The sequence below is a fragment of the Bradyrhizobium sp. CB1015 genome (assembly GCF_025200925.1).
Classification (GTDB): Bacteria; Pseudomonadota; Alphaproteobacteria; order Rhizobiales; family Xanthobacteraceae; genus Bradyrhizobium.
On sequence record NZ_CP104174.1, the window covers coordinates 7,831,273 to 7,845,214 of the forward strand.

The window sequence follows — 13,942 nt, forward strand, 5'->3', positions numbered from 1 at the left end:
CACACACTCGCTGTCATGCCCCGGCTTGCCGCCTTCGCCGAAGCTTCGGCGCGCCGAGCGCTCGTGTGGGCCTCGGCGTAGCCTTGGCGGAGCCGGGACCGGGGCATCCAGTACGCCGCGGCGTCTCGGCTCAATCACCGCCGCCGCTGGAATACTGGATCGCCCGATCGAGTCGGCGATGACAGCTGAGAACGTGCCCTACACCTTCCCGTCCACCATCACCTCGATCAGCTTCGTCCCCGGCCGATTGAACGCCGACGTCAGCGTCGCCTTCAACTCGCGCGGATCGCTGACCTTGATCGCCTCGCAACCGAGCGCTTTCGCAACGCCGGCGAAATCGACGGGCGGATCGACGAAATCCATGCCGACGTAATTGTCGTCGCCGTGGAAGGCGAGCAGGCGCTGCTTGATGATGCGATAGCCGCCATTGTTGGCGATGACGACGTTAAGCGGCAGCTTGTGGTGGGCGGCAGTCCAGAGCGACTGGATCGAGTACATCGCGCTGCCGTCGCCTGAGAAGCACACGACGGGGCGATCTGGATTGGCGATGCTGGCGCCGACCGAGGCCGGCAGGCCCCAGCCGATGCCGCCGGAGGCGAGGCCATGATAGCCGTAGCGGTCGCGATGCGGACGTAGCGCCGTGACCTGGCGGCTGGAGGTGAGACCTTCGTCGACGAGAATGGCGTTATCAGGCATGGCCTCGACCATTTGCAGCACCAGATAGTCGGGATCGATGGGGCTACGGCCCGCACTCTTGCCGATCTGCTCGACCAACGCGGCGCGGCGTGCGGTCCAGTTCTTCGGCGCGAGTTCGGCAAGACGCTGCTTTGCGCGGCTCGCGAGCGCCGTGCCGCCCATCTCCTTCAGCACCGGGATCAGCGCGCGCAGCGTTTCTTTCAAATCTGCCTTCAGCGCGATCTCGGCCCCGTAATTCTTGGCGATCTCCCAATCGACGAGGCCGACCTGCACGATGCCGAGGCCCTCGGGCAGCGCGTCGACCTCGCTATAGACCGACATCCGCAAGGGATCGCCGCCGAGTGCGACCAACAGATCATACGGCGCGAGCGTATCGCGGGCGGCCTTCTGCACGCGCGCGAGCGTGCCGATGAAGCTCGGGCTCTCGGACAAAAAGTGCGAGCCGTACGGTGTCGAGGACTGATAGGCCGCCGCGCCGAGCAGCTCGGCCAGTTCAGCGGCCTCCTTCAGCGCATCGCTCTTGACCACCTCGTCCATGGTGACGATCACGGGACGCTCGGCCTTGAGCAGGCGTGCGGCCAAGGCCTTCAGCACCTCGTCCGACGGTTTCGTGCGCGCATCGATGCGGGTGGAGCGGCCGAGATCGATCCCGGCTTCGCTGTTGAGGATGTCGCCCGGCAGCGAGATGAACACGGGCCCGGTCGGCGGCGTCATCGCCACCTTGGCGGCGCGGCGCACGATGCGCGGCAGGTCCTCCAGCCGCGTCACCTCGACCGCCCATTTCACCAGCGGCTCGGCCATGCGCACCAGCGGACCATAGAGCACCGGCTCCATCAGGCCGTGACCCTGCTCCTGCTGGCCCGCGGTCAAAATCATCGGCGTGCCCGTGAACTGGGCGTTGTAGAGCGAGCCCATCGCATTGCCGAGGCCCGGCGCAACGTGGACGTTGCAGGCGACGAGCTTGCCCGAAGCGCGGCTGTAGCCGTCGGCGATCGCGACCACCAGGCTCTCCTGCATCGCCATCACATAGGTGAGATCAGGATGGTCCTTCAGCGCATGCATGATCGGCAGCTCGGTGGTGCCGGGATTGCCGAACAGATGCGTGATGCCCTCGTCCTTGAGCAGCGCGAGAAAAGCGGAGCGGCCGGTGATCTTGTTCTTCATGTTTCCTCCAGGAGCGGACAATCGCCGCAAGGACGGAGGCATGATGGCCGAGATGTCGGCAGACGCGCAAGAAAGCGCGGTCATGGCTGCGTTGCGCGGGAAAGGCTGAGCGGCAGCTCCCGCTCTCGTGTCCCGGACGCGACGCAGCGCGTAGCGGTGCGGCGCAGAGCCGGGACCCAAACTAGCGCCGAATTCGCCGCTACATGGGCCCCGGCTCAGCAGCGCATCACCTAAGAGGTGCTGCGCTGCGTCCGGGGCACGAGAGCTGAGCAAGCGGCCCCCTACATCTCCTCCCGCCCGAGCTCGAACGGATCCTCTCCGCCCGCGCGCTTCTTCTTTTTCGAGCGCTGCCAGACCACGCCGGGAAAGCCTTTCAGGGGCATCAGGGGCTCGCCGGTATAGGCCCATTCCTGCAGCTCCTCGATCGCGATGTGATAGAGCGGCTGCCGGCCGGTGCGCCCGTTGAACAGTGCCCGCGGGATGTTGACCATGTGGGGGCCGCGCGGGCGTTCGTACATGATCGGCGTGCCGCAATGCGAGCAGAAGCTGCGCGCGGTCTTCGTCGCCTTGTCCTCGTAGCGGGTCAGCGCGGTCTTGCCGGAGGTGATGCGAAAGCGCTTCTTCCAGCTTCCGACATAGGTGGCGTAGGCCGCGCCATGGGCGCGCCTGCTGCCGGCGGAATGATCGTGCCAGGCCCAGCGCGCAGGCACGTCGATCTCGAATGTGACCTTGCCGCAGAGGCATTGGCCGGTGGCGATCCCTGCGGCGGCTGCGGCTTTGGCCATGTGTATTTTCCTCGCTGTCATTCCGGGATGGTGCGAAGCACCAGACCCGGAATCTCGAGATTCCGGGTTCGATGCTCCGCATCGCCCCGGAATGACGGAGCAAGCTACGCCGGCGTCAGCTCGTCGTAGACAGGATAATCCGTGTACCCCTTCTCCTCGCCGCCATAGAAGGTCGCGCGGTTGTACGGCGTGATCGGGTAGCCGTGCTCAAGACGACGCGGCAGATCCGGATTGGACATGAAGATGCGGCCGAAGGCGATGATGTCGGCGTGACCTTCCGCGATCGCCGCGTTGGCGCTCTCGCCGGTGAAGCCTCCGGCGGTCATCAGTACGCCGCTGTAAAGCGGGCGGAACAGCACCATCGCTGATGGCACGTTTTCCCAATGAACATCAGCACGGCCTGCGCCGCTCGAGCGCGGCTCGATGAGATGCAGATAGGCCAGACCGAGCTTGTCGAGCGCCCTCACCACGTGGGTATAGAGCGGCATCGGATCCGGCTCGCCAGAATCGTTGGCGATGCCGTGGGGCGAGAGCCGCACGGCGACGCGGTTCGCGCCCCAGATGTCGATCGCGGCCTGCGTGACCTCGAGCAGAAGGCGCGCACGGTTCTCGATTCCGCCGCCATATTGATCGGTGCGCTGGTTGCTGCGCGATTGCAGGAATTGCTCGAGCAGATAACCGTTGGCGCCGTGGATCTCGACGCCGTCGAAGCCGGCGGCGAGCGCATTCTTGGCACCCTGCCGGAACGCCTCGACGATGCCCTTCACCTCCTCGGTCTCCAGCGCGCGCGGCGTCTCGTAATCGGCAATCTTGCCGTCCGCCGTCATCGCCTTCATGCCTTCGGCCTTGATCGGAATTGCCGAGGCCGAGACCGGCAGCTCACCGCCGTGGAAGGAGGAATGAGAGACGCGACCGACATGCCAGAGCTGGAGGAAGATGATGCCACCCTTGGCGTGCACGGCGTCGACCACCTTGCGCCAGCCTGCTACTTGCGCCTCCGAATAGATGCCGGGTGTCGCCGGGTTGCCGCGGCCGTGCGAGAGCACCGGCGAGGCTTCGGCGATGATCAGGCCGCCCTTCGTCGCGCGCTGGCCGTAATATTCGGCATTGAGCGGCCGCGGTGCAAAAGTGTCGCGCTCGGCCCGCATGCGCGTCAACGGCGCCATCGCAACGCGATGCGCAAGCTTGTAGGGACCGACCTGCAACGGCCGAAACAACGCTTCGAATTTCATGCTGGCCTCAACTGGAGCTTGGTAAGATGACGATCATATAGCGCGGGGCGACACCCGGAAAAGGTGCCGCCCCCACGAAGGAATTCCTCCCCGCGAAACGCAGAAGGGACACTAGGCCGTCTTGATCCAGACGGCCTTCACGTTGAGATATTCCTCGACGTGCTGCTTGCCGGATTCGCGGCCGTAGCCGCTCATCTTGTAGCCGCCGAACGGCACCGCCGGGTCCATCGCCTGGTAGCAGTTGACCCACACCGAGCCGGCACGCAAGCGTTTCGCCACCGCATGGGCCTTGCTGACATCGCGCGTCCACAGGCCGGAGCCGAGGCCGAAGGTGGTGTTGTTGGCGCGCTTGACCAGCTCGTCCATGTCTTTGAACGCGATCGCGGAGATGACGGGACCAAAAATCTCCTCCTGCGCGATGCGCATGTTGTCCTGGACGCCTGCGAACACCGTCGGCGAGACGAAGAAGCCCTTCGACAATGCGCCTTCGGTGACGCGTCCGCCGCCGGCGAGCGCTTTGGCGCCTTCCTTCTGGCCGATGTCGAGATATCCGGTGACCCGCTCCAATTGCTGCTCGGAGACCAGCGGTCCGATCTGCACGTTGGGATCGAGGCCGTTGCCGACCTGCAGCTTCTTGCCGAACTCGGCGACGCGGCCGACGAACTCGTCGTAGATCGACTGCTCGACGAACAGGCGCGTGCCGGCGCTGCAGATCTGCCCCGAATTGGCGAACACCGCCATCGCCGCGCCCGGCACGGCGGCGTCGAGATCGGCATCCGCGAACACGATGTCCGGCGACTTGCCGCCGAGCTCGAGCGAGACGCGCTTGAGGTTGCCGGCGGAGGCACGGATGATCGACTGGCCCGTGACATGCGAGCCGGTGAAGGCGACCTTGTCGACGTCGTGATGCGAGGCGAGCGCCGCGCCCGCGGTCTCGCCATAGCCGGGAACGACGTTGATGACGCCGGGCGGCACGCCCGCTTCCATTGCAAGCTCGGCGATGCGCAGCGAGGTCAGCGGCGCTTCTTCGGCGGGCTTGAGCACCACGGTGCAGCCGGTCGCGATCGCCGGGCCGATCTTCCAGATCGTCGCGGTCAGCGGACCGTTCCAGGGAATGATGGCGCCGACGACGCCGACCGGCTCCTTCAGCGTGTAGGAGAAGATCTCGCCGGGCAGCGAGTTCTCGATGGTCTCGCCGTGAATCGCGGTGGTCTGGCCGGCGTAATAGCGCAGCATGCCGACGGCGCGCAGGCGGTAGGCACGGGTGCGGCTCAGCGGCGCGCCCATGTCGAGCGTATCGAGCTGCGACAATTCGTCGAAATTCTTCTCGACGAGGTCGGCGAGCCTCAGAAGCAGGTTCTGCCGCTCGAACGGCTTGACCTTGCTCCACGGACCCTCGAAGGAGCGGCGGGCGGCCGCGACTGCACGATCGATGTCTTCCTTGTCGCCTTCGGCGACGGTTGCGAGCAGCTCGCCGGTGGCGGGATTGCGGGTCTCGAAGCGCCTGCCCGAGGCTGCATCGATCCACTTCCCGTCGATCAGCATCTGCTTGTAGGACCCGTTGGCGAACGGATGGCGCGCGATCGGAATAGCCTGCGACACAGCCATGGCTGCACTCCCTGTCAGGTGATTGGTTGGTTCGATCTGGGCGGGATCGTTCTGTCGAGGATACCGCCGTGCCTGATAGGCGTAAAGGCAGCGCGGAACGAAGACCTCCCATGTCGACTTGTGCAGGGTCGCCGTGCTGCCATGCTATAGCTCGGCCGAATGCCTTCCACGGAGACGATCCATGTCGCATCCCGCCATCGTCAAGGACAATGTTGCCGTGATCACGGGTGGCGCAGCCGGCATCGGATTTGCCGCCGCCGCGGCATTTGCGCGCGCTGGAATGAGGGTGTGTATCGCGGATGTCGATGAGACACGCTTGGCAGAAGCTGCAACAAAACTGTCATCCGTCACGTCTGCCGCGAACGTGATGACCTCGGCCATCGATGTCAGCAAGATCGAGAGCGTGACGGAACTCGAGCGCGCAGTCCAGGAGCGGTTCGGCGGCACCGACGTCCTCATGAACAATGCCGGTATTCAGCCCGGCAGCACGTTGTTCGAGGCGCCGGACAATTGGCAGCGCATCATCGCCGTCAACATGTGGGGCATCATCAACGGCTCGCGCATCTTCGCGCCGAACATGATCGCGCGCGGCAAAGGCGGCCTCATCATCAACACCGGTTCCAAGCAGGGCATCACCACGCCGCCGGGCGACCCCGCCTACAATGTCTCCAAGGCCGGCGTGAAGGCGTTCACCGAGGCGCTCCAACACGAGTTGCGCAACACGAAGGGCTGCCACATCACAGCCCATCTGTTGATCCCGGGCTTCGTCTTCACCGGCCTGACCGCAAAGGGCCGCACCGAGAAGCCGGCCGGCGCCTGGACGCCGGAGCAGACGGTCGATTTCATGCTGGCGCGGCTGGAGGCCGGCGACTTCTACATTCTCTGCCCGGACAATGACGTCCCGCGGGCGCTCGACGAGAAGCGCATGCTCTGGGCGGCCGGCGATATCGTCGAGAACCGCCCGCCATTGTCGCGCTGGCATCCGGATTACGCCGATGCATTCGCGAAGTTTGTGACGCGAAAGTAGGCCTGCACCGCTCTCTCGCTCGCCCCCGGAGAGGGAGGGGTCCCGCCCACCTAGCTTCCCCACCTTGACTCCCCCAAAATTCGTTATACAACATAACTATTCTGACAAGGACGCAAATGACACAGGGAAACGCCGAGACCGCGAACGCGGGCGCCTCCGGGCTCTTGAGGATCGAGCGGGCGGACCGGGTTCTGACCGTGGGTCTGAACCGGCCGGCCAAGCGCAATGCGCTCAATGACGGCATCATCTTGGAAATCGGCGAGTGTTTTACCAACCTGCCCGAGGATATCGGCGCGGTCGTCATCCACGGCATCGGCGACCATTTCTCCTCAGGCCTCGATCTTTCCGAGCTGACCGAGCACGACGCCACCGGCGGGCTCCTGCACTCCCAGATGTGGCACCGGGTGTTCGACCGCATCCAGTATAGCCGCGTGCCCGTGATCGCAGCGCTCAGGGGCGCCGTGATCGGCGGCGGGCTGGAGCTTGCCTGCGCGGCCCATATCCGCGTCGCCGAGCCCTCGACCTATTTCGCGCTGCCGGAGGGGCAGCGCGGCATTTTCGTCGGCGGCGGTGGCTCGGTGCGGCTGCCGCGGCTGATCGGCGTTGCCCGGATGATGGACATGATGCTGACGGGACGCGTCTACAGCGCGACCGAAGGCGCGTCCTACGGCTTCGCGCAATATCTGACGGAGGCCGGCAACGGGCTCGGCAAGGCGCTGGAGCTTGCGGCCAAGGTGGCGTCAAACGCCCCGCTGACGAATTTCGCCGTGCTCCAGGCGCTGCCGATGATCGCAGAAGCCAATCCGCAGACCGGCCTGTTGATGGAGTCTCTGATGGCCACCGTCGCGCAGAGCGACAAGGAGGCCAAGCGGCGGATCCGCGAATTCCTCGAGCACAAGACCGCGAAGGTGAAGCCCAAATCATGAGCGTAAAGTCATGAGCGCGCAGCCGTCCTCTTCCGGCTTGGAGCGCGGCGCGAGCGATTTCCCGCTCCGGCCCATCTCGTTCGGCGATCCCGTCGTCAACATCGAGCGGCGCGACGACGGCACGATTTATTTGCGGCCAAAGCAGCCGCTCGGCGACTATCCGGTCCGCATCACCGATCGCCTGCATCATTGGGCCGCGACGACGCCGGACCGCGTCTTCATGGCCGAGCGCGAAGGCGGTCGCGGCTGGCGCAAGATCACCTATGCCGAGCTGCTCACCGCGAGCCGGCACATCGCCTCCGCATTGATCCAGCGCGGCCTGTCGGCGGAGCGGCCGGTCGTCATCCTCTCGGGCAATTCGATCGACCACGCGCTCCTCGCCTTCGGCGCGTTCTACGCCGGCGTTCCGTTCTGCCCGGTGTCGCCGGCCTATTCGCTGGTGTCGAAGGATTACGGCAAGCTGTCCTATCTGATGAAGCTGCTGACGCCGGGCCTCGTCTTCGCCGATGACGCCGACAAGTTCGCCGATGCGCTCGCCGCCAACGTCTCGCTCGGCACCGAGATCGCGGCATCCTACGGCAACGTGCCGGGCCGCGACGTCACCCTGCTCGCCGATCTCATGGCGACGCCGATCCGTGGCGATCTCGACGACGTCCACGGCAGGATCGGCCCTGACACGATCGCAAAATTCCTGCTGACCTCGGGCTCGACCGGCAATCCCAAGGCCGTCATCAACACCCAGCGCATGATCTGCGCCAACCAGGTGATGCTGCGCGAGACGCTCGCTTTCCTGAAGGACGAGCCGCCGGTCATCATCGATTGGCTGCCGTGGAATCACACCTTCGGCGGCAATCACAATATCGGCCTGACGCTCTACAACGGCGGCTCGATGTATCTGGACGCCGGCAAGCCGGTGCCTGGCGGCATCGAGGAGACCGTGCGCAATCTCCGGGAAATTTCGCCGACGGTCTATTTCAACGTGCCCAAGGGCTACGAATCGCTGCTGCCCTATTTGCGCGACGACCAGGGCCTGCGCGCAAAGTTCTTCGACCGGCTGCATGCGATGTTCTTCTCCGGCGCGGCGCTGTCGCCGTTCATCTGGAACAGCCTCGACGAGCTCGCGGCGAAGGAGAAGGGCTATCGCGTGCCGATGCTGACCGGTCTCGGCGCGACCGAGACCGCGCCGTTCTTCATGTCGGTCAATCCGCGCACCAGCCGCTCCGGCCATGTCGGCCTGCCCGTCTCCGGCAACGACGCCAAGCTGGTGCCGAACAACGGCAAGCTGGAAGTGCGCGCCAAGGGGCCGAACGTGATGCCCGGCTACTGGCGGCAACCCGACATCACCGCGAAATCCTTCGACGAGGAAGGATTTTACAAGATGGGCGACGCGCTCAAGCCCGCCGATCCCGATGATCTCAACGCCGGCTTCGATTTCGACGGCCGCGTCAGCGAGGACTTCAAGCTCGCGAGCGGCACCTGGGTCAGCGTCGGCCCGCTGCGCGCACGCTTCGTTGCAGCCTGCGCGCCCCTGGTGCGCGACGTCGTCATTGCCGGCATCAATCGCGACGAGATCTCCGCTTTGGTCGTGCTCGATCTCGACGGCTGCCGCCTGATCAACCCGACGCTGCCGCCCGACGATCTCGTCGTCGCGACACGCGACCGCCTGGTGCGCGAAGCGTTCCGCGAGCGCCTGACCCGTTTCCTCAGCCAGGCCACGGGCTCCTCGACACGGATCACGCGCGCGATCCTGATGGACACGCCGCTGTCGATCGACAAGGGCGAGGTCACCGACAAGGGCTCGATCAACCAGCGCGCGGTGCTGGAGCATCGCGGCGAGCTGATCGAGGAGCTCTACGCTGCCAATCCGTCGAACCGTGTGATATCGGTCGGCTAGAAAATTATCGCCAAAGGAGAACGCCATGTTGTTGAAGGATCAGGCAGCCATCGTCACCGGCGGCGCATCAGGACTTGGCGCGGCTACCGCAAGAAAGCTGGCCGCGCAGGGCGCCAAGGTCGCGGTGTGCGATCTCAATACGAAGCTTGCGGAATCCGTTGCCGCCGAGATCAAGGGCGTCGCCGTGACCTGCGACGTCTCGGATGCCGCCTCCGCTGAAGCTGCGATCGCGCAGGCGACCAAGGCCCATGGCCCGGCGCGCGTGCTGGTCAATTGCGCCGGCATCGGCGTTGCCAAGCGCGTGGTAGGCCGCGACGGCCCGATGGCGCTTTCCGATTTCGACAAGGTGATCAAGGTCAACCTGATCGGCACCTTCAACATGCTGCGTCTCGCCGCCACCGAAATGTCCAAGCTGGAGCCGCAGGCGACCGGCGAGCGCGGCGTCATCATCAACACCGCCTCCGTTGCCGCCTATGACGGCCAGATCGGCCAATCCGCCTATTCGGCCTCCAAGGGCGGCATCGTCGGCATGACGCTGCCGATCGCGCGCGAGCTCGCGCAGTTCGGCATCCGCGTGCTGACGATTGCCCCCGGCCTGTTCCTGACGCCGCTGCTGGCGAACCTGCCGCAGGAGGCCCAGGACTCGCTCGCCGCCGCCATTCCCTTCCCACGCCGGCTCGGCCAGGCCGACGAGTTCGCCGCGCTCGCGCTGCACATGGTCGAGAATGCGTATCTGAACGGCGAGGTGGTGCGCCTCGACGGCTCTCTGCGCATGGCGCCGAAGTAAGTTCGCTGAGTAAGGCAGCGCTCATGTTCGTGAACCGGCGCGAGGTCCAGATCCAGTGGGGCGATTGCGACCCCGCCAACATCGTTTATTACCCGCGCTATTTCGCGATGTTCGACGATTCGACCTCGACCCTGTTCGAGGTCGCCGGCTTCTCCAAGCAGGACCTGGTCCGCAAATACGGCCTGGTGGGCATCCCCATGGTCGACACGCGGGCCAAGTTCTACATCCCCTCGACCTATGGCGACTGGATCACCATCGAGACCAGAATCGAGAGCATCAAGCGCTCGAGCTTCGAGGTGAAGCACAACGTCTACAAGGGCGAGGCGCTCGCGATCGAGGGTTTCGAGACCCGCGTCCTGGTCGGCCGCGATCCTGACAACCCCGACAAGCTGAAATCGGCACCCTTCCCGGCGGAAATGGTCACCAAATTCACGGGGAGTTAAGTCCGGAGCTAAATCGCCGCATCACCAAAAGAGGGGGCTGAATTACCCCCCAATTTCTGCTTTCAAATAAACACGTCAAGGGAGGAACAGATGAAACGCTTTTATTTGACCGCTGCCATCACTGCGGCCGCGCTGGCCCTGCCGGTGCTGCCTGCGCTGGCCCAGACCAGCGAAGTCACCATCGGCATCACCACCACCACGACCGGCCCGGGTGCGGCACTCGGCATTCCCGAGCGCAACGCGCTGGAATTCGTGCCGAAGGAGATCGGCGGCGTGCCGCTGAAGGTGATCGTGCTCGACGACGGCGGCGATCCCACCACCGCCACCACCAACGCCCGCCGCTTCGTCACCGAATCCAAGGCCGACATCATCATGGGCTCGGCGCTGACGCCGCCGACCATTGCCGTCTCCAACGTCGCCAATGAAGCCGGTATCCCGCACTTTGGTCTGGCGCCCTTCCCGATCACGCCGGAGCGCATGAAGTGGTCGGTGGCGATGCCGCAGCCGATCCCGATCGTCGGCAAGGTGCTGTACGACCATATGAAGGCCAAGGGCGTGAAGACGCTCGGTTACATCGGTTATTCCGATTCCTACGGGGACCTCTGGTTCAACGACCTGAAGGCGCAGGCCGTGCCGATGGGCATGACCATCGTCGACGAGGAGCGCTTCGCCCGTCCCGACACCTCGGTGACCGGCCAGGTGCTGAAGCTCGTCGCGGCCAATCCCGACGCCATCCTGGTCGGCGCCTCCGGCACCGCGGCCGCGCTGCCGCAGACCGAGCTGCGCGAACGCGGCTACAAGGGCCTGATCTACCAGACCCACGGCGCGGCCAGCATGGACTTCATTCGCATCGCCGGCAAAGCGGCCGAGGGCGTGCTGATGGCCTCCGGTCCCGTCATGGATCCCGAGGACCAGCCGGATGAAGCCGCCACCAAGAAGCCGGGTCTCGCGCTCAACTCGGCCTATGAAGCCAAATATGGCCCGAACAGCCGCAGCCAGTTCGCCGGCCATTCCTATGATGCCTTCGAGATCCTCAAGCGCGTCATCCCGACCGCGCTGAAGACCGCAAAACCCGGCACGCCGGAATTCCGCGAAGCGATCCGTCAGGCCTTGCTGACGGAGAAAGAGCTCGCGGCGAGCCAGGGCGTCTACAACTTCACCGAAAAGGACCGCTACGGCCTCGACGAGCGCTCGCGCATCCTGCTCACGGTGAAGGACGGCAAGTACTCGCTGGTGAAGTAGGCGTCGCAAACATTCGAGACGACGAGAGCCGGCCCGATGGGCCGGCTCTTTTGTTTGGTCAATGGAGTGAGCTGCGCACCGGCGCAGGTGCGCCCCCTCTCCCGCTTGCGGGAGAGGGTTGGGGAGAGGGTGCCTCCGCGTTGGGACCGCCCGAGGCTCACGGAGAAAACCCCCTAGAGGAGAAAACCCTCACCCGGCGCTTCGCGCCGACCTCTCCCGCAAGCGGGAGAGGTTAAACCGAGCCTGCCGATGCACTGGGGCTACGCCGCCTGCCGCAGCGGCGTCCAGGCGAATTCCGGATAATAGTCGTCCATCATGCGGTCGACATAGGCGGTGAGGTTCGGAAATCCCTCTGTGCGCTCGCGCAAGGCGGATTCGAAGAACGGCGTCAGGATTCCGGCCAGCGCGCCGAAGGCCGTCGCGTCGGCGCCGCAGGGCCTGTTGCCCATCAGGTACGCTTTGTCGCCGAGCTGCACCGACAGCGCGAACAGCGAACGCACGGCGAGATCGACGTCGTCATCCGGCGCATGGCGGCCGAGGCCGGAGAGCAGATAGTTCTCGGCGACGCGGAACTGCGCATCCTCGCGCAGCTTCTCGCGATTGTGCTCCGGCGCGCCGTCGAAGAAATGCGCAGGACCCTTGGCGAAATTGACCGGATCGACCCAGCGCGCGCCGACCAGTGCCCAATAGACGTGATGCTCGATCATGCGCTCGAACGCCCAGGCCTGTGCGCGCTCAGCCAGGGACAGGCCGGCATCGAAATCGAAGCCGTAGCGGCGCTCGATATGGGCCCGGATGAAGGTGGAATCGGCCACCGCCTCGCCGCCGTCGTCGATGAAGGGCAGCTGCCCCTTGGGCGAGGCCGGCGGCATCGCCCGCTCCTTCCGGTAAGGCAGTCCCGCCATCTTGAGCTGCACCTCGGTCTTGGTGACGAAGGGGCTGATTTCCGGCAGGCCGAAGCCGGCGCCAAAGCCGTAAAGCGTGATCATGCAAGCTCTCCTGAACCTGTCGAACGAGTGGAAGGGAACCTAGCGGCCGGCTGCTGCCACCATGGTGGCAGCAGCCGTGATATCTTCTGCGAAGCGGGCCCCTCGCCAGGCGCGGCCCATCACGTGGCGGACCAGCGCATCCGCGGCATGGACCAGCGTGCGCGTCGTGGCGGTGGCGAGCGCAAGGCGGAGGTCGACAATTGTTGTGACATCAAGCGAGACGAGGCGGCTGAAGGCCCTAGCCTGCCATGCCTGGACCTGGAAAGGCTGGCTCCGCCACAACGGGCCGGCCTGGCCGAAATGGGTTGGAATGATCATGGACAAATCCTCTTCAGTCGATGTGTTGTCCCGGTATAGAACTCCCCTGCTGCCAACATCCTGTCAGCAGCCGCGCGCCGCCTTCTGAAAACACCACCTTAGAAAAAGCAGCGACAAGAGACCTGTCATGAGACGCGCCGACCGGCTGTTTCAAATCATCCAGGTGCTGAGGCGCACGCGTAAGCCGCTGACGGCGGACGCGATCGCGGCCGAGCTCGAGACTTCGAAGCGCACCATCTATCGCGACATCGCAACCCTGATCGGCCAGCGCGTGCCGATCCGCGGCGAAGCCGGCATGGGTTACATCCTGGAAAAGGGTTTCGACCTGCCGCCCTTGATGCTGACGCCCGACGAGATCGAGGCGGCGGTGCTGGGCGCGCAATGGGTCGCGGGGCACGCTGATTCCGCGCTGGCGCGCGCGGCCGAAGACTTGATGGCCAAGATCGCCGACACCGTGCCTGAGCGCCTGCGCCCCTTCGTGCTGGAGCCCGCGAGCCGGGCGCGACCGAGCTGGAACCGGGAACCCGACCGCCTGGACATGGCGCGCACCCGCACCCAGATCCATGAAGGCAAGAAGATCATGCTGCGCTATCGCGACGAGCAGGGCCGCCCCAGCGAGCGCATGATCTGGCCGATCTCGGTCGGCTATCTCGAAGCGGTGCGGCTGCTGGCGGCCTGGTGCGAGCTGCGCGGCGATTTCCGCAGCTTCCGCACCGACCGGGTGGTCGAGGCGACCTATCTCGACGAGAAATATCCGGAGCGGCGCGACGTGCTGCGCGCGAGATGGCGGCAGAGCCTGGTCTGGGGTCCGCCGAAGGATACGTGAGGACG

At 65.3% G+C, this 13,942-nt stretch carries 13 protein-coding genes; 7 read left to right on the forward strand and 6 right to left on the reverse strand.

Annotated elements, in window-relative coordinates; genetic code table 11:
* Positions 1 to 198 precede the first annotated feature (198 nt).
* The 4 genes from N2604_RS36690 to N2604_RS36705 form a co-directional block, all read right to left on the reverse strand.
* Positions 199 to 1,860 (reverse strand): thiamine pyrophosphate-binding protein, encoded by a 1,662-nt coding sequence (locus N2604_RS36690; protein ID WP_260372792.1) that lies wholly within the window; start codon positions 1,858 to 1,860, stop codon positions 199 to 201.
* Between the two features lie 281 nt (positions 1,861 to 2,141).
* Positions 2,142 to 2,645: a GFA family protein gene (locus N2604_RS36695; protein ID WP_260372793.1), complete on the reverse strand. Its 504-nt coding sequence runs from the start codon at positions 2,643 to 2,645 to the stop codon at positions 2,142 to 2,144.
* A 104-nt stretch (positions 2,646 to 2,749) separates the two neighbouring features.
* Positions 2,750 to 3,877: an alkene reductase gene (locus N2604_RS36700; protein ID WP_260372794.1), complete on the reverse strand. Its 1,128-nt coding sequence runs from the start codon at positions 3,875 to 3,877 to the stop codon at positions 2,750 to 2,752.
* Positions 3,878 to 3,988: 111 nt separating this feature from the next.
* The gene (locus N2604_RS36705) at positions 3,989 to 5,485 is read right to left on the reverse strand and encodes an aldehyde dehydrogenase family protein (protein ID WP_260372795.1); all 1,497 of its coding nucleotides are present in this window, start codon (positions 5,483 to 5,485) and stop codon (positions 3,989 to 3,991) included.
* Positions 5,486 to 5,666: 181 nt separating this feature from the next.
* On the opposite strand from N2604_RS36705, the gene N2604_RS36710 reads away from it, so the two are divergent.
* The 6 genes from N2604_RS36710 to N2604_RS36735 all read left to right on the forward strand — a co-directional run bounded on the left by N2604_RS36710 (position 5,667) and on the right by N2604_RS36735 (position 11,804).
* The gene (locus N2604_RS36710) at positions 5,667 to 6,512 is read left to right on the forward strand and encodes an SDR family NAD(P)-dependent oxidoreductase (RefSeq protein WP_260372797.1); all 846 of its coding nucleotides are present in this window, start codon (positions 5,667 to 5,669) and stop codon (positions 6,510 to 6,512) included.
* Positions 6,513 to 6,628: 116 nt separating this feature from the next.
* Positions 6,629 to 7,438 carry a crotonase/enoyl-CoA hydratase family protein gene (locus N2604_RS36715; protein ID WP_260372798.1) on the forward strand — a complete coding sequence of 270 codons (810 nt, stop codon included), beginning with the start codon at positions 6,629 to 6,631 and terminating at the stop codon, positions 7,436 to 7,438.
* Between the two features lie 10 nt (positions 7,439 to 7,448).
* Positions 7,449 to 9,332, forward strand: a complete 1,884-nt coding sequence (locus N2604_RS36720) for a feruloyl-CoA synthase (protein ID WP_260372799.1) — start codon at positions 7,449 to 7,451, stop codon at positions 9,330 to 9,332.
* A 25-nt stretch (positions 9,333 to 9,357) separates the two neighbouring features.
* Positions 9,358 to 10,119, forward strand: a complete 762-nt coding sequence (locus N2604_RS36725; protein WP_197950494.1) for an SDR family NAD(P)-dependent oxidoreductase — start codon at positions 9,358 to 9,360, stop codon at positions 10,117 to 10,119.
* A 23-nt stretch (positions 10,120 to 10,142) separates the two neighbouring features.
* On the forward strand, positions 10,143 to 10,562 hold the full coding sequence (locus tag N2604_RS36730) for a thioesterase family protein (protein WP_260372800.1): 420 nt from the start codon (positions 10,143 to 10,145) through the stop codon (positions 10,560 to 10,562).
* Positions 10,563 to 10,652: 90 nt separating this feature from the next.
* Positions 10,653 to 11,804, forward strand: coding sequence for an ABC transporter substrate-binding protein (locus N2604_RS36735; protein ID WP_260372801.1), 1,152 nt, complete (start codon positions 10,653 to 10,655; stop codon positions 11,802 to 11,804).
* A gap of 260 nt (positions 11,805 to 12,064) precedes the next feature.
* Here the strand turns inward: N2604_RS36735 and N2604_RS36740 are convergent, their stop codons facing one another.
* Both N2604_RS36740 and N2604_RS36745 read right to left on the reverse strand, forming a co-directional pair.
* Complete coding sequence (locus N2604_RS36740) at positions 12,065 to 12,793, reverse strand: glutathione S-transferase family protein (protein ID WP_260372802.1); 729 nt, start codon at positions 12,791 to 12,793, stop codon at positions 12,065 to 12,067.
* Between the two features lie 39 nt (positions 12,794 to 12,832).
* Positions 12,833 to 13,111, reverse strand: a complete 279-nt coding sequence (locus N2604_RS36745; protein ID WP_260372803.1) for a hypothetical protein — start codon at positions 13,109 to 13,111, stop codon at positions 12,833 to 12,835.
* A 127-nt stretch (positions 13,112 to 13,238) separates the two neighbouring features.
* Here N2604_RS36745 and N2604_RS36750 point away from each other — a divergent pair, with 127 nt between their 5' ends.
* Positions 13,239 to 13,937 carry a YafY family protein gene (locus N2604_RS36750; protein ID WP_025033709.1) on the forward strand — a complete coding sequence of 233 codons (699 nt, stop codon included), beginning with the start codon at positions 13,239 to 13,241 and terminating at the stop codon, positions 13,935 to 13,937.
* The last annotated feature ends 5 nt before the right edge of the window (positions 13,938 to 13,942 follow it).